The 20,271-nt window shown below is 65.7% G+C and carries 17 protein-coding genes; 8 read left to right on the top strand and 9 right to left on the bottom strand.

Annotated elements, in window-relative coordinates:
- Window positions 1-61: 61 nt before the first annotated feature.
- The 3 genes from ACGFNJ_RS37285 to ACGFNJ_RS37275 all read left to right on the top strand — a co-directional run bounded on the left by ACGFNJ_RS37285 (window position 62) and on the right by ACGFNJ_RS37275 (window position 4,293).
- Window positions 62-1,120, top strand: coding sequence for a PLP-dependent cysteine synthase family protein (locus ACGFNJ_RS37285; RefSeq protein ID WP_393460002.1), 1,059 nt, complete (start codon window positions 62-64; stop codon window positions 1,118-1,120).
- Between the two features lie 4 nt (window positions 1,121-1,124).
- Window positions 1,125-2,525, top strand: coding sequence for an MATE family efflux transporter (locus ACGFNJ_RS37280; protein ID WP_393459636.1), 1,401 nt, complete (start codon window positions 1,125-1,127; stop codon window positions 2,523-2,525).
- 223 nt (window positions 2,526-2,748) lie between these two features.
- The gene (locus ACGFNJ_RS37275; RefSeq protein ID WP_393459633.1) at window positions 2,749-4,293 is read left to right on the top strand and encodes a phospholipase C; all 1,545 of its coding nucleotides are present in this window, start codon (window positions 2,749-2,751) and stop codon (window positions 4,291-4,293) included.
- A 66-nt stretch (window positions 4,294-4,359) separates the two neighbouring features.
- Here the strand turns inward: ACGFNJ_RS37275 and ACGFNJ_RS37270 are convergent, their stop codons facing one another.
- Complete coding sequence (locus tag ACGFNJ_RS37270) at window positions 4,360-4,572, bottom strand: hypothetical protein (RefSeq protein ID WP_393459630.1); 213 nt, start codon at window positions 4,570-4,572, stop codon at window positions 4,360-4,362.
- Window positions 4,573-4,901: 329 nt separating this feature from the next.
- On the opposite strand from ACGFNJ_RS37270, the gene coaE reads away from it, so the two are divergent.
- Window positions 4,902-6,104 (top strand): dephospho-CoA kinase, encoded by a 1,203-nt coding sequence (gene coaE, locus ACGFNJ_RS37265; RefSeq protein WP_393459627.1) that lies wholly within the window; start codon window positions 4,902-4,904, stop codon window positions 6,102-6,104.
- Here the strand turns inward: coaE and ACGFNJ_RS37260 are convergent.
- From ACGFNJ_RS37260 to ACGFNJ_RS37240, 5 genes are all read right to left on the bottom strand, one after another.
- The gene (locus ACGFNJ_RS37260; protein ID WP_393459624.1) at window positions 6,101-6,562 is read right to left on the bottom strand and encodes an SRPBCC domain-containing protein; all 462 of its coding nucleotides are present in this window, start codon (window positions 6,560-6,562) and stop codon (window positions 6,101-6,103) included. The two genes, coaE and ACGFNJ_RS37260, sit on opposite strands and share 4 nt — an antisense overlap.
- Window positions 6,559-7,095 (bottom strand): pyridoxamine 5'-phosphate oxidase family protein, encoded by a 537-nt coding sequence (locus ACGFNJ_RS37255; protein WP_393459621.1) that lies wholly within the window; start codon window positions 7,093-7,095, stop codon window positions 6,559-6,561. The genes ACGFNJ_RS37260 and ACGFNJ_RS37255 overlap by 4 nt, the downstream gene beginning before the upstream one ends.
- Complete coding sequence (locus ACGFNJ_RS37250) at window positions 7,092-7,430, bottom strand: ArsR/SmtB family transcription factor (protein WP_393459618.1); 339 nt, start codon at window positions 7,428-7,430, stop codon at window positions 7,092-7,094. Before ACGFNJ_RS37250 ends, ACGFNJ_RS37255 begins: the two co-directional genes overlap by 4 nt.
- Before the next feature lie 90 nt (window positions 7,431-7,520).
- Complete coding sequence (locus tag ACGFNJ_RS37245) at window positions 7,521-8,045, bottom strand: DUF402 domain-containing protein (RefSeq protein ID WP_393459615.1); 525 nt, start codon at window positions 8,043-8,045, stop codon at window positions 7,521-7,523.
- Between the two features lie 47 nt (window positions 8,046-8,092).
- On the bottom strand, window positions 8,093-8,737 hold the full coding sequence (locus ACGFNJ_RS37240; RefSeq protein WP_393459612.1) for a DUF402 domain-containing protein: 645 nt from the start codon (window positions 8,735-8,737) through the stop codon (window positions 8,093-8,095).
- A 327-nt stretch (window positions 8,738-9,064) separates the two neighbouring features.
- Between ACGFNJ_RS37240 and uvrB the strand changes: the two genes are divergently transcribed.
- Window positions 9,065-11,257, top strand: coding sequence for an excinuclease ABC subunit UvrB (uvrB, locus tag ACGFNJ_RS37235; RefSeq protein WP_393459609.1), 2,193 nt, complete (start codon window positions 9,065-9,067; stop codon window positions 11,255-11,257).
- Between the two features lie 1,631 nt (window positions 11,258-12,888).
- Here uvrB and ACGFNJ_RS37230 read toward each other — a convergent pair.
- On the bottom strand, window positions 12,889-13,359 hold the full coding sequence (locus tag ACGFNJ_RS37230; protein WP_393459606.1) for a VOC family protein: 471 nt from the start codon (window positions 13,357-13,359) through the stop codon (window positions 12,889-12,891).
- Between the two features lie 94 nt (window positions 13,360-13,453).
- On the opposite strand from ACGFNJ_RS37230, the gene ACGFNJ_RS37225 reads away from it, so the two are divergent.
- The 3 genes from ACGFNJ_RS37225 to ACGFNJ_RS37215 all read left to right on the top strand — a co-directional run bounded on the left by ACGFNJ_RS37225 (window position 13,454) and on the right by ACGFNJ_RS37215 (window position 15,803).
- The gene (locus ACGFNJ_RS37225) at window positions 13,454-14,341 is read left to right on the top strand and encodes a DUF6597 domain-containing transcriptional factor (RefSeq protein WP_393459603.1); all 888 of its coding nucleotides are present in this window, start codon (window positions 13,454-13,456) and stop codon (window positions 14,339-14,341) included.
- Window positions 14,342-14,437: 96 nt separating this feature from the next.
- Entirely contained in the window at window positions 14,438-14,866 is a 429-nt protein-coding gene (locus tag ACGFNJ_RS37220; protein ID WP_393459600.1) for a DoxX family membrane protein, read from the top strand.
- Window positions 14,867-15,350: 484 nt separating this feature from the next.
- Window positions 15,351-15,803 carry a universal stress protein gene (locus ACGFNJ_RS37215; protein WP_069165577.1) on the top strand — a complete coding sequence of 151 codons (453 nt, stop codon included), beginning with the start codon at window positions 15,351-15,353 and terminating at the stop codon, window positions 15,801-15,803.
- A gap of 295 nt (window positions 15,804-16,098) precedes the next feature.
- Here the strand turns inward: ACGFNJ_RS37215 and ACGFNJ_RS37210 are convergent, their stop codons facing one another.
- Both ACGFNJ_RS37210 and ACGFNJ_RS37205 read right to left on the bottom strand, forming a co-directional pair.
- Window positions 16,099-18,387, bottom strand: a complete 2,289-nt coding sequence (locus ACGFNJ_RS37210; protein WP_393459595.1) for a HelD family protein — start codon at window positions 18,385-18,387, stop codon at window positions 16,099-16,101.
- Between the two features lie 311 nt (window positions 18,388-18,698).
- Complete coding sequence (locus ACGFNJ_RS37205) at window positions 18,699-20,048, bottom strand: diguanylate cyclase domain-containing protein (protein WP_393459592.1); 1,350 nt, start codon at window positions 20,046-20,048, stop codon at window positions 18,699-18,701.
- Window positions 20,049-20,271: the final 223 nt, after the last annotated feature.

Genomic DNA, 20,271 nt, shown 5'->3' with positions numbered 1-20,271 from the left:
AGCGGTGAGTGCGGGGCCGGACGGTCCGGCGGTGGACGCGGTCGGTGTGCGCGCTTTACGAGTGCCTCGGCGACCCGAGAACGTCGTCCGCTGCGCCTCCGAACTCATCGGTGCCACTCCATTACTCGAACTCGTGCGCGCAGGCACCGGCACCCGTCTGCTGTTGAAGTTGGAGCAGTTCAACCCGACCGGCTCGGCCAAGGTGCGCATGGCCCGCGAGATGGTGCTGCACGCCGAACGCACCGGCGAACTCCGTCCCGGTGGGCACATCGTCGAACCGACGTCAGGCAACACCGGCACCGGGCTGGCGCTGATCGCCTTGGAACGCGGCTACACCTTCACCGCGGTGGTCGACGATCACGCCGCCAAGGACAAGCTCCGTGCGATGAAAGCCATGGGCGCGCACCTGGTTTCGGTCGATAACGCCGCCGGTGGCGGACCGAGCACCGTCGAGCGCAGGCGGATCGCCGCCGAGTTCGCGGCTCGCACCGGCGCGTATCAGCCGGACCAGCACAACAATCCGCACAACAACGCGGGCTATCGCGATCTGGCCGCCGAACTACTCGCGGACCTCGACACCGATGTCGACTGTCTGGTCGGCGCCGTCGGCACCGGCGGATCGCTCTGCGGCACTGTCGAAGAACTCCGTAGGCGTGGGTCAGGTGTGTACGCGATAGGAGTGGAACCCGTAGGCTCCACCATCTTCGGTGGCGCAGGCGGCAGCTACTGGCAGACCGGCGCAGGCAGCCCGGCGGGATTTCCGATCGGTGCCAACGTCAAGTACGACGCCATCGACGAAGGCTGCCGCGTCGGCGATATCGACGCGTTCGCGACCGCACGAGTTGTCGCGCGCCGCACCGGGATTCTGGTGGGCGGCACCGCGGGCGCCGCGATCCAGGTGGCCCTGCGCCGTCTGGTGCACCTACCTGCGGGCAGCACCGTGGTCGTGCTGGTGTGTGACGCGGGGGAGAAGTATCTCGACACCGTGTACGACGACGATTGGCTGTGCGAGCGCGGACTGTTCGACCGGGCGGCACAGCAGCGGATCGCCCGGCTCTGCCAGGCCTACGACGAATCGGTGCGGCTCGCGACCTACCGCGTCGAGCGGACGGGAGCCTAGCCGCATGGCCTTTCGAGAGTATCGAGCCATCGTCGCGTTGGCCGCGCCGATCGCAGGCATCCAGCTCGCGCAGGCGGCGCTCACCACCGTCGACTTGGCGATGATGGGGCTACTCGGGGTGGCGTCCGTGGCCGCGGGCGGCTTGGCGCTGCTGCTGTACAACCAGCTGCGCACCATGTGCGTCGGCATGGTCACCGGCGTGGGGAACATGATCGCCGGGGCGGTGGGGCGTAGCGAAAAACGCACCGGGCGAGCCGATCTCGATGCGCAGGCGCGCGGGGAGATCCGCGGCTACGTGCGCGCGGCCGCGTTCGTGGCCACGGTCGCATCGGGGGTAGGCGCACTCGTCCTGATCGTCCTCGGCTATGCCCTCCAGTGGTTCGGACAGGATCCTGAGGTGCTCGCCCTGGCTCGCCCGATCATGTGGACGCTTGCGCCGGGGCTGATCCCGATGCTGTGGCTGAACGTGTTGCGGCAGTTCGCCGTCGGGCTGCGCCGCGCAGGGTCGCTGCTACGCGTGACGTTGTTGTCGATCGGCGTCAACGCGTTGCTCAACGCACTGTTCCTCTTCGGCTGGTTCGGCATGCCGAAGCTCGGCCTGGCCGGGATCGGCCTGTCCACCACCCTCGTTCAGCTCTGGACCTTCGGCATTTATCTACGCACGGTCACCCGTGACCCGCTGCTCGGCGACCTGCTGTCGCTGCGGGCTTGGCGGGCCGAGCGCGAGACCGTCACCCAGATCGTCCGGATGGGTACGCCGATCTCGCTGACCTACGGCGCGGAAGCAGCGATCACGTCCGTTGCCACCGTGCTGATGGGCAGCTTCGGCCCGGTGGCGCTGGCCGCGAGCAATATCGTCAACCAGCTGGCCTACCTGGTGTACCAGGTCAATATCGGCCTGTCCCAAGGCTCTTCGATCCTGGTGAGTCGTACCGTCGGTCAGGAGGATCGGCCTGCCGTCCGTGGAATCGCCAGGCGCACCTACGCTCTCGGTTTCGCGTTCATGACCCTCGTCGGCCTGAGCTATGTGCTGTTCCCGAATCAGGTGCTTGCCCCGTTCCTCGGCTCGCATCACGACGACACCGCCGTCGTCGTTGCCGCGTCGACTCTGCTGTGGTTCGCGATTGCCCAGCAGTACTGCAAGGGCTCGCAGAACCTGTCGATCGGACTGCTTCGCGGTATCGGTAATACCAAGGCGGGCATGCAGAGCACGCTGATCGGCTATTTCGCCGTCGGCATACCCGCCATGGCGGTTTTCGGATTCGGTGTCGGCTGGGGTGGGCCCGGCATTTGGCTCGGGCTGTGCCTGGGTTTCGGCACCACCGCGCTGCTGGTGTGGCGCCGGTTCGTGCGTGGCGCGGCCGACTTGGCGATGCCGATGGAATCCGCTTCTGCCGCTGCGTAAAAGCGGGCACTTGGGGCGAAACAGGCACTCGGCGCAACGAATATCGGACCATCGGGAGGTTAACGGGCAACTCTTCAGGAATTCTCGCCCGCCAGCGTGGTTTTGCTCACTTTCCCGGCCGAGCTAAACGATCTTTCTTCGCGACATCGCACCACGTCGGGTAGGGTCGGCGCGGATCGCGAAACTCTGCTCGACAGCCCTGGCGGAAAGGTCGGCCGTAGACATGTGCGCAGCGGGGCCGTTCAGCGGGCTCAATCGCAGACAATTCCTAGCGAAGGCTGCGGCGGCCGGCGCGGTCGGGGCACTGGCCTCGTGGGCGAATCCGATCATCGAGCGCGCGTACGCCGCCGACCCGGCGGGCATGGGCGGGCTCGGCGATATCGAACATTTCGTGCTGCTGATGCAGGAAAACCGTTCCTTCGACCACTATTTCGGCACCCTGTCGGGTGTGCGCGGTTTCGACGATCCGTCCGCGGCATGGCAACAATACGGCTGGACACCCGGCGTCGGACCGACCCGCGACGGTTACGTGAACCCGTTCCGCCTCGACACCACACGCGGCGCGACGCTGGACGGCGAATGCATCAACGACCCCGACCACAGCTGGGGCGGCATGCACAAGGCGTGGAACGGCGGCCGCAACGACGGCTGGATGCCGATGTCGGTCGCCAGCGTCGGTCCGGCCAACGCGCCCGCCGCCATGGGTTACTACCTGCCGCAAGACATTCCGATCCACACGGCACTGGCTGACGCATTCACGCTGTGCGACAACTACCACTGCTCGGTGCTCGGCCCCACCGACCCGAATCGGCTCTACTGGATCAGCGCCACCATCGATCCGGACGGCACCGCAGGCGGTCCGCTGGTGGAGACCCCGGCGCTGATCCCACAGCACGTGTACAGCTGGCGCACCTACCCGGAAAATCTGTCCGAGGCGGGCGTCAGCTGGAAGGTCTACAACAACCGCGATGTCGGCCCGCTGTCCTCGGTGATCCTCGACGGCATGCTCGGCTGCTTCACCCAATCCTCGGACCCCAACTCGGAACTCGCACGCCGCGGCCTGGCGCCGGTGTACCCCAACGACTTTCAGGCCGATGTCGCGAACGACACGCTGCCCGCCGTCTCCTGGGTGATTCCCTCGCTGATCAACTGCGAACATCCCGCTCTGCCTGCGGCATTCGGCGCGTACGGCATCGTGCAGCTGCTCGACATCCTCACCTCGAACCCGAAGGTCTGGGAGAAGACCGCGCTCATCATCAGCTACGACGAGAACGGCGGGTTCTTCGATCACGTCACCCCGCCGACCGCGCCACCCGGCACGCCGGGGGAGTTCCTCACCGTCCCGCTGAACCGGGTGTCGAAGTCCGACGGCATCGCAGGGCCGATCGGCCTCGGCTATCGCGTTCCCGGACTGGTGATTTCGCCGTACACCCGAGGCGGACTCGTCGCCTCGGAGACATTTGATCACACCTCCCAGTTGCGCCTGCTGGAAACCAGATTCGGGGTCGAGGTACCGAACCTGACCGCGTGGCGGCGCAGCGTTACCGGCGATATGACGTCCACTTTCGATTTCGGTTCGGCGCCGAGCACCGCGAAACCGGTACTGCCGGACCCGAAACCGAAAATGGATGCGGCGATCGCCCAGTGCGGCCCGAATATCGCATTGGGAACGGCGACCACCGGGATTCCGTATCCGGTGCCGCCGAACTCGATGCCGACTCAGCAACCCGGAACTCGGCGCAAGCCGAGCGGGTTGGTTCGGGCGTGACAGTGGCCCAGCCCTGGCGGGGGCTGGGCCACTGCTCGAAAGTCGAAGGTCGGCCTGCGTCGAACGTCAGCCTGCGGTGGCGGGCACCCACCGGACGGACGTGGCGGCCGAGCGTTTACGCATGGCCGCGAAACTATGCCGGGCCGGACTGATCAACGCGGTGAACCATGTGCGGCGGTGCTCGGCTAGTGCGGCCGCGACGGCGGGGATGTGTGTGCAGTGCACGCCACCCGCCCTACCCAGGCGGTGGCGACCCGTCTGGTTGATTCTGGTGCCCAATGGTGTTCCTTTGCTTGCTGAGTGCTGGCGCCTGGATCGCCAGGGCGAAGATTAGCCGAACGAAACTGCGTCGCAGAGTATTTTGCACAGGTAATTGGGTCGGCGTGTCGGAAAGTTGTCGTCGCGTTACCTTGCGCGCGCGGAATTGTTGCGAGATGGTCTCGGCCTCGTCACGGATCGGGCAATTGGCGCGGCGGGAGGTGGAAAGTGCGGCCGCGGTGGGTAATCAGGCCGATTGTGCCGTGTCCCGCGACAGTCGCCGCAGCGAACGCGTCCGATCCGAGCGGGGGGTGATCCGGCCCGCGACGGCCGGATGCGAGACTGATCAGATGTTGCGGATCGGCCTCACCGGAGGCATGGGAGCGGGCAAGTCGACGGTGGCACGGGTGCTGGCCGACCTCGGCGCGGTGATCATCGATTCCGACGTGATTGCGCGGGAGGTCGTCGCGCCGGGCACCGAGGGTCTTGCGGCGCTCGTCGAGGCATTCGGCACCGATATCCTCGCGGCCGACGGCGGCCTCGACCGCCCCGCATTGGCGGCCAAGGCATTCGGTGACGACGCGGCGCTGCAGAAATTGAATTCGATTACGCATCCCTTGGTCGGTAAGCGCACCGCTGAACTCATTGCCGCCGCGCCACAGGACGCTATTGTCGTGCAAGATATTCCATTGCTGGTGGAAAATGGCCTCGCGCCATTGATGAATCTTGTGCTCATCGTCGATGTCGATGCGGAAATTCGGCTACGCAGGCTTGTCGAATCGCGCGGTGTCGCCGAATCCGATGCGCGGGCGCGAATGGCGAAACAAGCCACCGACGAACAGCGGCGTGCGGTGGCCGATGTGCTGCTCGACAACAGCGGTCCGCCGGAGCTGGTCGAGGCCGCCGTGCGGCGGGTGTGGGCGGAGCGGCTGGTGCCGTTCGAGCACAACCTGCGCACCGGGACGCCCGCTCGACGCAAGGACGTGCGCCTTGTCCCGCCGAACCCGGAGTGGCCCGCGCAGGCGCAGCGGCTCATTGCCAGGCTGTGGCTGGCGTGCGGCGCAGCGGCGACGCGGATCGATCACATCGGGTCGACCTCGGTGCCGGAGCTGCCCGCCAAGGATGTGATCGATCTGCAGATCACTGTCGCGGATCTGGCGGTCGCCGATGGACTGCGAGATGCGTTGGGCAAGGCGGGTTTCCCCGCCAGGGCGGAGTACAGCCAAGACAGTCCCAAGCCGACGCCGCAGGATCCGGACGGGACCGATCTGGCGTTGTGGACCAAGCGTCTCCATCAGAACGCCGACCCCGGTCGCCTCGCCAATGTGCATGTGCGCGTGGACGGATCGCCGGGGCAGCAGTTCGCGCTGGCCTTCCGCGACTGGTTGCGCGCCGACGCCGCGGCGCGCGCCGAATATCTCGAGGTCAAGCGCGCGGGCGAGGCGAAGGCGGCAGGGTTGACCGGTCAGGAGGCGACGCTCGCCTACCTCGATGTCAAGGAACCCTGGTTCGACGCCGCCTACACCCGCGCACTGAACTGGCGAGATCGCTAGCGGCGCAACAGCTCTGCCAGTCGATCCAGGCTCTGTCCCCAGCCTTCCGCGGCGCCGTCGTCCGGGCTGAGTGGTCCCGGTGCGAGCAGGTGGAAGGTCATCGTCGTCTTGTTGTCGCCGCTCTCGTCGAAGGTGACCGTGATGATCGATATCGAGTCGGGGCTGGTCGGGTCGCCCCAGGTGAACACCAGTCGTTCGGGTTCGACGATCTCGCGGAACACCCCGGAGCTCGGGAAGGTGGTGCCGTCGGCATCGGAGACCATCAGTGATTCGTACCGCCCGCCGACCGCCGGCTCGACAACGATGCTGTCGCGGGGCGTCGAGAAACCATGGGGCCCAGCCCATTCCGCGATCTGGTCAGGATCGGTCCAGGCGTGGAAGACCAGCTCGCGCGGGGCGTCGAAGACACGGGTGATGGTGAACTCGCGCTCGGCCGTGACCAGGGTTGATTCGCTCATTGCTCGCTCGTCTCCTCGTGTGCGGGTTGTGCTGCGGCGTCGGATGCGCCCGTCATCCATTCGGGAGCACCTTCGTTGTAACGGGTGCGGAAATCCAGCAAGCCGACCCAGCTGGGGCGCACCGCGATTCGCTCCATGCGTGGCGCCGTGCCGGTCAGGAAGTCGAGGTACTCGGCGACCTCGGCCTCGCCGCCCTTACGCATGGCGGCCGCGTATTCCGGTAGCAGGCCGTCGGATTCGCTGATTTCGGCGCGGCCGCGGATCAGCAGCACCTCCGGCGGTGCGGCATTCGTGTCGATGGTGATCGCGACCTCGGGGCGGGCACGAAGCATCCGCGCCTTCTTCGAGGTGGCGAAGCCGGTCATGACGACCTCGGTGCCGTTCCACCAGAAGTTGATCGGAACCACCCGAGGGGTGCCGTCGGCGGCGGTGAAGGCAAGGCGGGCAGGAATATTCGCGGCGAGCAGGCGCTTGGCGAGGTCGGTGTCGAGCAGGCGGACGTCGCCTTGGGCGAGGTCGATCGTTTCGGTCATCGGGAGTGGTCCTTCTTCTGTAGCCGTTTCAGGTGTTCGTCGAGGCGATCGAACCGGGTGTCCCAGAACTTCCGGTAGCGGTCCAGCCAGTCGGTGGCTTGGCCGAGCGGTGCGGCATCGAGCTTGCACGGACGCCACTGGGCGTCCCGGCCTCGGGTGATGAGGCCGGCCCGCTCCAGCACCTTCAGGTGTTTGGAGATCGCGGGCAAGCTCATCGCGAACGGTTCCGCGAGCTCGGTGACGGTGGCTTCACCCTCCGCCAGGCGGGCGAGCATGGCCCGTCTGGTCGGATCGGCAAGCGCCGCGAAGGTTCTGCTGAGTTCGTCATCCGTCATGGTCGTATTAAACCACCTAGCTAATTAACTGACTGGTTAAATACTGACGTTGCGACGGCAGCCTGTCAAGAGATTGGTCGAAAAACCCGGTTACTTCCAGGTCAGGGCGATGCCGCGACCTTCGAGCCAGCGGTCGAGGCTGTAACCGTTGGCGGCGATGCCGTCGATGGTGGCGGTCGCGACCTCGATCGCCGCCTGCGCCTGCGCGGCGGTGAGCAGGCCTGCGGCGTGCGCGGCGAGCAGCTCGTCGACGTCGAGCAGTTCGGTGTCGCGGCCGGTGCGCACGACGATGTCGAGGTAGTGGTCCACCGACTTCCACCGCTCGGGGCCGACCTGGCTGAACTCGCCGAGGTCCAGGTAGTAGTCCTGATCCCGGCGATGCTCGGGGTGGTAGTGGAAGACGCTGGCGCGCAGCGCCAGATCGGGCAGCAGCCACGACTCGATGTAGTGGAACTGCTCGTGGTCCGACGTGCGCGCCATGTACAGGCCCCACGGCTCGACCTGATACCGCTCGACCGGTCGCACGAAGCCCTTCGGGTCCGTGTTGGTCAGGTCCGCGAGGTCGAAGTATTCGACCTTCGGCTTATGGACGTCAACCGAGGGTGCCTGCGTCATGCATTCAGAATCTACCGGCGCGGCGACCGAGTCGAGTGGCGTGGCGGTTACATCCAGGTGAGCGTGATGCCGTGGGTGGCGAGCCAGTCCTCGACGCAATGGTCGTTGGCGGCGAGCCCGTCCAATACGGCCGTCGCGCAGCCGACCGCGCGATTCGCCTGCGCCGTGTCCACGAAACCGGCCGCGTGGGCGGCCAATAGGTCATCCACCCGGAGCAATTCGGCATTGTGACGGCAATGCACCGCGATGTCGAGATAATGGTCGACCGCTTTCCAGCGTTTCGGCCCGACCTGCGTGAATTCGCCGATATCGAGCCGGAAATTGTGATCGACGTGATGCGCCGGGTTGCGCCGCGTCACCGTCACCCGCAGCGACAGCTCGGGCAGCAGCCAGGTCTCGAGATAGTGCCGGTGCGGGACCGGGACGATGCGCGCCATGTAGAGGCCCCACGGTTCGTGGTGGTAGCGCTCGACCTGGCGGACGAAACCCTTGTTGTCGGTGCTGGTGAGGTCCGCGAGATTGAAGAACTCGACTTCGGGGCGATGTGGCGGATGGCCAGGGGGTAAGGAGGTCGGCGGTGCGGCGGGTGCGCTGTGGTTCAAGCCGGGGACAACTGCGCGCAGATGCCTGGCAACGTTTCCGGCAAAGCCGGTGGTTGGCACGGTATTGAGCAATGGAATCAGACCTCTCATGGCTCGTTTGTCCTTCGCCACATCCGAACTCGTTGTCCGAACAACCAAATTAGATTACACCCGGTGCCGGGAATCGGGGCAGAATGAGCTGGGATCAATATTCCTGTGAATTGCGTTGCCGCAAGGGACAATTCGGACATGTATCGAATCGATAAGTGAAACGATATCGGTGTGGTGACGATCTGCGGACGCTGATATCGGGGTCGGGGTGTGCCCGGGTAACCGCGTATCGGCGAGCCGCTCGGGATGCGTTACCGAACGGCGGCGGTCGCGGCGCCGAGCTGCGGCCCGCGAAATCTGTCGGTGGGTGGGCCTAGGCTGGTGAGCATGGCATTCGCAACCGAGATTCCGACGGAAGGCTACGAGGACAGGGCCGCGGGCGCGACCCCGCTCGCTCACTCGGAGCACCGTCCGGTCGGCGATATCGAGCGGTCCGAGGCACGCTTCGAGGTGGTCAGCGAGCACCAGCCCGCCGGCGACCAGCCCGCGGCCATCGAGGAGCTGCAGCGCCGGATCACGGCGGGGGAGCGCGACGTCGTGTTGCTCGGCGCCACTGGCACCGGCAAGTCGGCGACCACCGCCTGGCTGATCGAGCGACTGCAGCGGCCGACACTGGTGATGGCGCCGAACAAGACGCTCGCCGCGCAGTTGGCCAACGAGCTGCGAGAGATGCTGCCCAACAACGCCGTCGAGTACTTCGTCTCCTACTACGACTACTACCAACCCGAGGCGTACATCGCGCAGACCGACACCTACATCGAGAAGGACAGCTCGATCAACGACGACGTCGAGCGGCTGCGGCACTCGGCGACCTCCAGCCTGCTGTCCCGGCGCGATGTGGTGGTGGTCGCGTCGGTGTCGTGCATCTACGGTCTCGGCACCCCGCAGTCCTACCTCGATCGTTCGGTGCAGCTCGAGGTCGGCACCGAGGTCGACCGCGACGCGCTGCTGCGGCTGCTCGTCGACGTGCAGTACACCCGCAACGACATGGCGTTCACCCGCGGCTCGTTCCGGGTGCGCGGCGACACCGTCGAGATCATCCCGTCCTACGAGGAGCTCGCGGTCCGGATCGAGTTCTTCGGCGACGAGATCGAGGCGCTGTATTACCTGCACCCGCTCACCGGCGACGTGGTGCGGCAGGTGGACATGCTGCGCATCTTCCCGGCCACTCACTACGTGGCAGGCCCGGAACGAATGGAACGCGCGGTGCGTGACATCGAGACCGAACTGGAAGAGCGCCTTGCCGAGCTCGAGCGTCAGGGCAAGCTGCTCGAAGCCCAGCGGCTGCGCATGCGGACCCAGTACGACCTGGAGATGATCAGGCAGGTCGGCTTCTGCTCCGGCATCGAGAACTACTCGCGCCACATCGACGGGCGCCCGGCCGGCTCCGCGCCCGCGACCCTGCTCGACTACTTCCCCGACGACTTCCTGCTCGTCATCGACGAATCGCATGTGACGGTGCCGCAGATCGGCGGCATGTACGAGGGCGACATGTCCCGCAAGCGCAACCTGGTCGAATTCGGGTTCCGGTTGCCGTCCGCGGTGGACAACCGCCCGCTCACCTGGGAGGAGTTCGCCGACCGGATCGGGCAGGCGGTCTACCTGTCGGCCACACCGGGCCCGTACGAACTCGGCCAGGTCGGCGGTGAGGTGGTCGAACAGGTCATCCGGCCGACCGGGCTGGTCGATCCGCAGGTCGTGGTCAAGCCGACCAAGGGGCAGATCGACGATCTGGTGCACGAGATCCGGGTGCGCACCGAGCGGGACGAGCGCGTGCTGGTCACCACGCTCACCAAGAAGATGGCCGAGGATCTCACCGATTATCTACTCGGACTTGGTGTTCGGGTGCGCTACCTGCACTCGGAGATCGACACGCTGCGCCGCGTCGAACTGCTGCGGCAGCTGCGACTCGGTGAATACGACGTGCTCGTCGGCATCAACCTGCTGCGTGAAGGCCTCGACCTCCCCGAGGTGTCGCTGGTCGCGATCCTCGACGCGGACAAGGAAGGCTTCCTGCGCAGCAGCACCAGCCTGATCCAGACCATCGGCCGCGCGGCGCGCAACGTCTCCGGCGAAGTGCACATGTACGCCGACAAGATCACCGACTCGATGCAGCACGCCATCGAGGAAACCGATCGCCGTCGCGCCAAACAGGTCGCCTACAACACGGAGATGGGCATCGACCCGAAACCGTTGCGCAAGAAGATCGCCGACATCCTCGACCAGGTCTACCGCGAAGCCGACGAGACCGAAGTAGAAGTAGGCGGCTCCGGCCGCAACTCCAGCCGCGGCCGCCGAGCCCAAGGCGAACCAGGGCGCGCGGTCAGCGCCGGCGTCTACGAGGGCCGCGACATCAAGTCCATGCCGCGAGCCGAGCTGGCCGACTTGGTGAAGGAACTGACAGCTCAGATGATGAACGCGGCAAGGGAGCTGCAGTTCGAGTTGGCGGGGCGGTTGCGTGATGAGATTGCGGATTTGAAGAAGGAGCTGCGGGGGATGGATGCGGCGGGGTTGAGCTGAGATCGGGGTTGGGAGCGAGAAGGACGAAATATTCATGCGGTCGGCGCCCTCAGTCGAGGAGCTGATCGACCGGACGCCGTGAAACAAGTGATCACGCGGCATTGGTGGAATTGCGCTATAGCTCTTTACTTTTGAGCATGAGATAGCGGACATCGCAACGGCGTCGGCGCACCCCGGTCGGCACTGAGTTGCGTGTTGAGCACGGCCGTCCACCCGGCGTCCCATCCACTGGGACGCACTGTCACGAGTACCCGCGCGAACGGGACGTGGCTGCATCAACTTTCGCGCTGGAACCCTCCGAGGTGAGAAGCCTCGCATCGGCGTGAGAGAAGTGGTTGCTGAACCTGATTGGCGTGAGTGAAGTGGTTGCGACGCGTGTCGCGACACGCGCCTTTTCTCTCACGTCAACGCTTCAAGATCGCGGTGAAGTTCGCTGAGCCGGACTACCGGCCGATGACCGGGACGGTTGCCGCCCGTGTTGACGGGAGTGAAATGGTTGTTGCCCCGTTGACGGGAGTGAAATGGTTGTTGCCCCGTTGACGGGAGTGAAATGGTTGCTGATCGTCGTTGACGGTAGTCATATGGCGGCAGTACACGCCGACACGCCCACCATTGGACTCCCGTCAACCTCCCTCGAGATCACTTCCCCGAAAAGATCTTTGGACCGGACCACAGCCAAGCAACCCGCCCTGGGACGAGAGAACGCGTGAGCGACTGCGGAGGTCAGCCGGGTACGGCACACGACGCCACCACGCTATCCAGTGCAAACCCCGAGACTGTCCCGCTCGCCAGGAAACCGTTCAACCCGCGGATAAACCACCACCCCAAACGCAACTCGCCCCTACGAAACCCGCGCCCGCCCGAGGCCGCGCCCGCCCGAGGCCGCGCCCGCCCGAGACCGCGCCCCACGGGCTGGGTTGGTCTGAGACCGTGCCGCTTTGGGCTTGGCGAAGGCAAAGCTTCTTCGGCTCTACGGTCTCCTGACGAGTACGGCAGTCCAGGGTTTGCATCCGATTAGCGTGGTTGCTTCGCCTGCCGTACCCGGCTGACCTCCGCAGCCGCTCACGCGTCGTCTTGTCCCAGCCGGGTCACTTGGCTGTGCTCCCGTTTCGAGAACTTCAAGATCAAAGACAGAGATCCGAGATCAAAGACACTCAGCCGCATACGTTTTGAGTTCCCGCACACGATTTGGCATGCCAGATCGTGTGCGGGAAGGCAGAAAGTGTGCGGCAGCGGGGTTTCATGATCAGAGACTTCGGATCCGCACTCGTTCTAGCGATCCGCACTCGTTCTGGGCTGTTAGAAGGGGTGCGGATGGACGGAAGGGGTGCGGATTTCGGGTTAGTGCGGTGCTGGTCGTGGTTGTCGATCCCACATACCGGCGGATCCCGGTATGTGGGATCGCAGGGACGGTTTCGGGCCGAGGGGGTACTGGTGCAGGTGGCTTCTCGGGCGATGCTTGCACCAGTACCCCGTGATCAATCGACCAACTCTAGAACGGTGCGGATTCCGGTGGGGACGCTGCGCGGCCCGGCGGGAGGTGGGGGCGGGTGGGGCGCACTACCGTGTTTGGTGACCAGGGTTGGCGACGAGGTGAGGTGGGGCAGGTGGCGCTAGGTGGGGTGGGGGTGTCAGCCCTGGGTGGCCATCCATTCGTTGACGCGGCGTTCGGCTTCTGCGCGGGAGACGTTTTCGACCTTGGTCATGACGGCCCAGCGGTGGCCGAAGGGGTCGATGACGACGCCGAAACGGTCTCCGGTGACGAAGGTTTGGGGTTCTTCGGCGCTGCGGGCACCGTGTTGAACGGCGCGTGCGATGACGGCGTCGACGTCGGGGCAGTAGTGCACGATCGAGGTGTGTACCCATTCGCCGTTGGGCGCGAGGACGCCGTTGTCGGGCATGGGCATGCCGAGCTGGAGGGTGGAGTCGCCGATCTTGAGCTCGGCGTGCGCGGGCTGCCCGTCGGGCAGGTCGTTGCGGCTGATCACTTCGGCGCCGAAGACTGCGGTGTAGAAGTCGATGGCTTTGTTGCCGTCGCCGACTGCGAGGAAGCAGGTGATGGAGTGGTAGCCGTCTGCGATGGGGTTCACGGTGTTCGTCATGGGAACAATCCTGGTCGGCGGGCTGCTGGTGGTCTTGTAAGAAAGCGACACCATCGTCGATGGCGGCACTTCGGTAGCGGAGGGTGGTGAACGCGTGTCCGGCACTACGGAATCCGAGCCGCTGCCGAATCCGGCGGTCCCGACGGATACCACCGGCATCCTGCATCCGGACGAGCAGGCCAAGTACCGCTCGTTGACGCGGCTGGCGCCCGGCCCGGAGGTGGGTCGGTTCGTGGAGTGGTATTGGTCGGTGCGTTGGGATCTGCGGGGCAGGCCGTCGTATCACGCGGAGGTGTTGCCGTACCCGAGCGTCAATGTCACATTCGAGCGATCGTCCACTCGCACAGGCGGTTTCGTCAACGGTGTGTGTACGACCAAGTTCGTGCGGGAGCTCAGCGGCCAGGGGGAAACCTTCGGTGTGCGGTTCCGTGCCGGTGGCTTCGGCGCGTTCACCGGATTGGACGTCGGCTCGTTCCGTGACTCCGCCGTCGCGTTGACCGAGGTCATGCCTGGCACGGACGCGCTGATCGAGCGGGTGCTCGACGCGCCGACCGACGAGGCCCGTCGTGTTGTGCTCGAGGAGTTCCTGGCGTCGCGCCCGGCAACCGACGATCCGACCTATCGCCAGGTGTTGCGCATCATCGAGGCGATGGCCCGTGACAAGGACCTGACCAGAGTCGATCAGATCACCGAACGTTTCGATGTGCCGACTCGCACGTTGCAGCGCATGTTCCGCCGCTATGTGGGGGCGGGGCCGAAATGGGTGCTGCGCCGATATCGGCTGCAGGACGGCGCCGAACTGCTTGCCCGCGGACGTACCGAAGATCTCGCCACTTTGGCCGCGGAACTGGGATACTTCGATCAGGCGCACTTCTCGCGGGAGTTCACCGCGGAAGTCGGAATGGCTCCACTGGAATACGCCAAGAATTCGCTACGCTCGCGCAACGAGGTCACTGCAAAGGTCATGCCGACCAGGATGTAGTTGCCGGGCCGATCGTTTTCGACCATTCGACCGTAGGGCCCGGGAAGTATTTCTCGGATCACTTAGTTGAATGTCGCACTACCTACCGTCAGCCGAATGAGGGAGCTGGACATGGATGTTGTGGTGTTGATCGGGCGGGTGTTGTTTGCGGCGTTGTTCCTGGGCGCGGCCTTCGGGCACTTGACCCAAGCCGATGCGATGGCGCCCTATGCGGAGAGCAAGGGTGTTCCGATGGCGAAGTGGGGCGTACTCGGTTCCGGGGTGGTGTTTGGTCTCGGCGGATTGAGCGTGCTGCTCGGCGTCTGGGCCGACCTCGGTTTCCTGGTGCTCGCGGCGCTGTTGCTTGTCATTGCGGTGGTGATGCATCAGTTCTGGAAGGAGAGCGATGAGCAGGCCAAGCAGGCGGAGATGGTCAACTTCAACAAGAATGTGGCGCTGGCAGGCGCTGGGTTGATGCTGTTCGCGCTCTTTGCTCACGTCGAGGATCTGGGATTGACCCTCACCGGACCGCTTTTCCACCTCTGAACCGCCCGGCCGCGTTAATTGTGTGTGTCCTTTTTCGGGCAAGGAGAGGCAGGTATCGACATCGGCAGAGCCGTGCCCGGCATATTTTGGGCGAACTACCAAACACGGCCGTAATGGCACGGTAGTCCCAGGCTCTCTCGGCCCGTCCGGCGGGCAAATCGCGCGCCGTGGCGGGCCGTCGTCATGTCGGATTGCTCCTGGTTTGTGACGAATATCCCACGGAGACAAGACCGTTCATCCTGGTTGTGCTTGGTCACAGATTCGCGGGCAGGCAATTGTGTCTGTGCTGGTTGGTCATGCCCTTACCGCATTTCCTGGCGAACATGTGGCGCCAATGCGGTACGGGCCCAGATGTGATGTGTTGCGATTTCTGTTATTTCCACTCGGTTTGCCGCTAGGGTCGACGCAAGTCGCTGCGCCGGTGCCGCGTCTTCGAGGGTGCACCGGACGTAGGCACCTGACCACCGCACAGTTGGAGGAGAAGATGACCGCCTACCGGACCATTGTCGTCGGTACCGATGGCTCGGACTCGTCGTACGTAGCCGTCGAAAAGGCCGCCGCTCTGGCTGGAGTGTCCGCCGCGACCCTCGTCATTGCATGTGCGTACTACCCGACCGACGATCGCGACGTGGCCGCCGCCGCCGATGTGCTCAAGGAAGAGGCCTACCAGGTGCGCGGGTCCGCCCCCACCAACGAGATCCTGCGTACCGCGCGGGACAAGGCCACCGCAGCGGGCGCCGTGGACATCGTCGAGCGCGCCGTCGTCGGCGAGCCCGTCGAGTCGCTGCTCACGCTGACCAAGGAGGTCGAGGCCGACCTGCTCGTCGTCGGTAACCGCGGCCTCAACACCCTGACCGGCCGCTTGCTCGGCTCGGTCCCGTCCGACGTAGCCCGCAAGTCCCGCTCGGACGTCCTGATCGTCCACACGACTCGCTGACCGAAACAACATCACGGCCGCGAACAAGCCGGGCATCCCGGCAGGTTCGCGGCCGTTTCGTTTGTCCCGGCCCCGGGCGGCGCTGCATTGGCGCGCAGGCATCCCGATGAGTCGGGCCTGTGGTGAGCCCGGCATGCCGGTGAGCCTGGTACGTGGTGAGCCCAGTTGGTAGTGGGTCCCCAGCTCGTGGTGAGCATGGTTCCCTGATGAAGCAGGTCCGTGGTGGGTTCCGTTGGTGGTGAGTTCGGTTCGTGGTGAGCCGGTTGTGTGGTGGAACCGCTTGCGGTGCGCTGACTCAGCTCAGTGCGCCGAGTACTTCCGGTAGCTCTTCGCTGTGCACCACACCGAGCCGCTGGGTGGCGCGGGTCAGCGCCACGTACAGGTCGTTGAGGCCACGTGGTGACTCGGCCAGAATCGCCTGCGGTTCCACCAGATAGACCGCGTCGAACTCGAGACCTTTCACGTCGTGCACCGTCAACACTCGCACCGATTCCGCGGCCAGTTCCGCTAGTTCTTCGATCAGCGTGTGCGGCACGATCACTGCGGTCGTGCCCGGCCCGGTCTCGGTGGCCACCAACCGTGCGACTTCGCTACGCACCTCGTCGGCGGCCACCCGATACGCGCGCGGCGGATGTCCGCTGTCGCGCACCGAGCGCGGCGCCGAGGCGGTCGGGTCGATGGCGGTGAGCACGTTCGCGGCCACGTCCATGATCTCGGCGGGCGTCCGGTAGTTGACGGTCAACTCGGTGAGCTTCCACCGTTTCGCCACATACGGTTCCAGCATCCGCTGCCACGATGACGCGCCCGCCGGATCGCCGGTTTGCGCGACGTCGCCGACGACGGTGATCCACCGATTCGGGATGCGCCGCATCACCATGCGCCAGGCCATCTCGGAGAGCTCCTGCGCCTCGTCGACGATGACGTGGCCGTAGGTCCAGGTGCGGTCGCCTGCGGCGCGCTCTGCGGTGGTCTGCCGGACGCGCACGTCCTGGCGTTCGGCCAGCTGGCTCGCGTCGATCAGGTCGTAGGCCATCAGGATTTCCGGGTCGAGCTCGTCTTCGAGATCCTGTGGCGCAGAACCGGTCAGGATGTCGAGCGCGTCCTGTGCCTCGGCGAGCTGTGCGCGCCAGCGCCGCCGCGACCGCTCGCGTTCCTCGGCGTCGTCCACGCCGAGGAGTTCGGCGAGCTCGTCGAGCAGCGGGGCGTCGGCGGCGCTGAATTCGCCGTTGTCCGAACGCACCAGCTCGGCGCGGTCGTCCGGGTCGAGCGAGCTGCCCGCGCGGTCGAGGCGTTTCGGGTCGGCGAGCAGGTCGGCGAGCACGTCCTGCGGCGACAGCAGCGGCCACAGCTTGCCGATGGCGTGCTGGATTTCCGGGTCGGCGCGCATCTCGTCGCGGATTTCGGCAATGTCGGTGCGGCTGAGCAGACTCGGCCCGCCGGACAGGTCACCGCCCATGGTTTCGGCGAGCTGTTCGGTGAGTGCGTCGATCACCGAGCTGGCGAAGATCGGCCTGGCCAGGTTGTGTGGTCGTCGTGAGGAGCGAGCCCGGCCGCGAGCCTTGGTGGCGATCTTGCGGTCCAGCGTCACCGGGTAACCGTCGAAGCTGAGCCGGATCGGTTCGGTCGGCACTTCTTGCCGGTCGCGCACCGCCTGTTTGAGCACCTCGAGGATGTCGAGCGAGCCCTTGATCTCGCCGGCCCGCAACGAATCCTCGCGGGTCGCTTTAACACCCGGGTACAGGTTGCCGATGGTCGACAGCAGCACGCCGGTCTCGCCGAGCGAGGGCAGCACCTGCCCGATGTAGTCGAGGAAGGTGGCGTTCGGCCCGATGATCAGCACGCCGCTCTTGGCCAGCTGCTGCCGGTAGGTGTACAGCAGGTACGCGGCTCGGTGCAGTGCGACAGCGGTCTTGCCCGTGCCCGGCCCGCCCTGCACCACGAGCACGCTCTTGTGTTCAGAGCGGATGATCGCGTCCTGCTCGTGCTGGATGGTCTCGACGATGTCGTTCATGTGTCCGGTGCGCGCGGCGTTGAGCGCGGCGAGCAGCGCGCTTTCGCTGCCGACACCACCGTCGTCGTCGGTGACGCCTGCCTGCCGCGCGGCGTCCAGGTCGAGGTATTCGTCGTTGATCGCGGTCACCTTGCGGTTGCGCGAGCGGATATGCCTGCGCCGGGTCACCCCGTCCGGCGCTGCGGTGGTGGCGAGGTAGAACGGGCGGGCCAGCGGTGCGCGCCAGTCGAGCAGCAGCGTCTCGTAGTCGTCCTTCTCGTCGAGAATGCCGAGCCTGCCGATGTAGCGGTTCTCGTCGTCGAGATCGATCCGGCCGAAACACAAACCGTGTTCTGCCGCATCGTATTTGGCGAGGTCCTCGGTGTAGAGCTGGCTGAACGATTCGCGCTCGCTCCTGGCCTGCGGGGTGCCGCCGGATTCCAGCAGCACGGTGCGCAACCGGTTCCGCGCGTAGTCGCGCATCTCGTCGAGCCGGTCGTAGAGCACCGACAAATACGCTTGTTCCTGCTCGGTCTCGCGGGTCAGCTCCGGCGCGCCGTCTTGGGTGGCACGGTCCTGAGTGAGGTCGGGCAAACTGAACTCCTTCACCGCGATGAGCCGAGAGAACGGTACACACGGACAGCACCGTGTACGCGAACGCTCGGAAAACAGAGTTGTCGAGTCTACTGCGATTACGGCGGGCTCGCCGCAACCGCAGGTGGGGTACCCGAGATCGCGTGTCCTATCGGTGTGTCGTTGCCGACAGGCACTGGTTCGACCACCGGGCAGTGGTCACAGAAGTGATGTAACTGTTCGGTCCACCGCAGGTATTCCGGTGCGCCAGGAAAACCTGCGTGATCGACCGTTCGCCGAGCGACATCCATGTGCATCGTCAGCCGGGCAGCTCAGGACGCGTGCGTGCTGTTCGGTCGGCGGCCCTGGCTGACCGATCCTTCGCGGTGCCCGGACGGCTTGGCCCGGTACATCGCCAGGTCCGCGTCGTGCAGCACGGCCTCGGGGGTGCGGCGGTCGCCGACGGTGAGCGGGGTGACGCCGATCGAGGCGTTCACCTCGATGCGGTGCCCGCGCGCGATGATCGGCTCGGCCATGCTGGCGCGCAGCCGCGAAACCAGCGCGTCGATGTCCACTCGCCGGGTGCGGCCGGAGAGCAGCACCAGGAATTCGTCGCCGCCGAGCCTGCCGACGATGTCGTCGCTGCGCAGCGCGCGCTGCAACCGTTGCGCGACGATCTGCAGCACGGTGTCGCCGATGGCGTGCCCGAGCGTGTCGTTGATCGCTTTGAACCCGTCCAGGTCGATGAACAGCACCGTGGACACCGGCAGGTCCTCGCTGGTCGCCAGCGCGGCGGCCAGCTGGGAGAGCACCAGCGAGCGGTTCGCCAGCCCGGTCAGCGAGTCGTGCGTGGCTTGATACTCCAATTGCCTTCTGCTGGCCCGGAATTCGGTGATGTCGGCGAACGAGGAGACGGCGGAGGAGCGCGGGTCGTCCGGGTTGAGCAGCCTGCTGCTGCCGGAGAGCCAGCGGCGTTGTCCGTCGGCGCGGTCGACGCCGAAGACGTAGCCGGTGATCGTTTCGCCGGTGGCCAGCGTGCGGGCGATGGGGTGGCGGGTCGGCGGCAGCGGCTGCGCGTTGGCGTCGAGCAGGACCAACGGCAGCGACTGGATGACCTGGCCGAGGATGTCCGCGTCGTCGGTGTGCTCGGTGCCGAGGATGCGTTTGGCCGCCGGGTTGATGGATTCGATCCGGCCTTCCGGATCGATCACCACCACGCCCTCCTCCAACTGCGAGACGACCGAGGTGAAGTGCTGCTCGGCCAAGTGCTGTGCGGCCTCGGCGTGCCGCTGGGCGGTGAGGTCGTGGATGACCACCTGATAGGCGAGGTGGTCGTGCCATGCGGTGAGCACCGACACCGTCTCCACCGGGATCACGGCGCCGTCGACGCGGACCAACTGCATCTCGGTGGGCACCGAGGCGGCGCCTTTGGTGTTGAGGTGGCTGATCCGGTCGAGCATGCCGGGAATCGAGTCGGGGTGGACGAACTGGGTGAGTGGCTTGCCGATGATGTCGTCGGCGCTTTCGGCGTGCAGCAAACGCACGGTAGCCGGGTTGACATAGACGACGACACCGCGCTCGTGCACGCAGATGCCGTCGGGCGTGTGCTCGACCAGAGAACGGTAGCGCTCAGCTAGCTGCTCGGCGGCGTCGACCGCAGCGGCTACCTTGTCCTCACCCACTCGAACCCCCGATCGTCGACCCGATTATGGCCATTGGAACATGGGATTATTCTGGTATCGACGTGTACAAGATCACAGCGTCGACGCTATTGCTTCGATCACAGTTCGGGCACTTAATCGGGCTCTGTCCGGTGATCATTACAGAACCGGGTTTCCTGGAAAATAACTGGCCGACCGCTGATCGGCCGGGAAATCTGGCGAAGGAGCGATGCTATGCCGGGCG

This window comes from Nocardia sp. NPDC049149, assembly GCF_043197455.1.
Classification (GTDB): domain Bacteria; phylum Actinomycetota; class Actinomycetes; order Mycobacteriales; family Mycobacteriaceae; genus Nocardia.
The sequence above is the reverse complement of the archived record's forward strand: the minus strand, read 5'-3'. Positions and strand labels throughout refer to the sequence as shown.

What these genes read in the sequence shown, in the direction of transcription:
- ACGFNJ_RS37215 (WP_069165577.1), top strand. Translation starts at nt 15,351, where the DNA reads ATGACCGCCTACCGGACCATTGTCGTCGGTACCGATGGCTCGGACTCG.
- ACGFNJ_RS37230 (WP_393459606.1), bottom strand. Translation starts at nt 13,359, where the DNA reads ATGACGAACACCGTGAACCCCATCGCAGACGGCTACCACTCCATCACC.
- ACGFNJ_RS37240 (WP_393459612.1), bottom strand. Translation starts at nt 8,737, where the DNA reads ATGAGAGGTCTGATTCCATTGCTCAATACCGTGCCAACCACCGGCTTT.
- ACGFNJ_RS37260 (WP_393459624.1), bottom strand. Translation starts at nt 6,562, where the DNA reads ATGAGCGAATCAACCCTGGTCACGGCCGAGCGCGAGTTCACCATCACC.
- uvrB (WP_393459609.1), top strand. Translation starts at nt 9,065, where the DNA reads ATGGCATTCGCAACCGAGATTCCGACGGAAGGCTACGAGGACAGGGCC.
- ACGFNJ_RS37255 (WP_393459621.1), bottom strand. Translation starts at nt 7,095, where the DNA reads ATGACCGAAACGATCGACCTCGCCCAAGGCGACGTCCGCCTGCTCGAC.
- ACGFNJ_RS37280 (WP_393459636.1), top strand. Translation starts at nt 1,125, where the DNA reads ATGGCCTTTCGAGAGTATCGAGCCATCGTCGCGTTGGCCGCGCCGATC.
- ACGFNJ_RS37250 (WP_393459618.1), bottom strand. Translation starts at nt 7,430, where the DNA reads ATGACGGATGACGAACTCAGCAGAACCTTCGCGGCGCTTGCCGATCCG.
- ACGFNJ_RS37220 (WP_393459600.1), top strand. Translation starts at nt 14,438, where the DNA reads ATGAGGGAGCTGGACATGGATGTTGTGGTGTTGATCGGGCGGGTGTTG.
- ACGFNJ_RS37245 (WP_393459615.1), bottom strand. Translation starts at nt 8,045, where the DNA reads ATGACGCAGGCACCCTCGGTTGACGTCCATAAGCCGAAGGTCGAATAC.
- ACGFNJ_RS37275 (WP_393459633.1), top strand. Translation starts at nt 2,749, where the DNA reads ATGTGCGCAGCGGGGCCGTTCAGCGGGCTCAATCGCAGACAATTCCTA.
- coaE (WP_393459627.1), top strand. Translation starts at nt 4,902, where the DNA reads ATGTTGCGGATCGGCCTCACCGGAGGCATGGGAGCGGGCAAGTCGACG.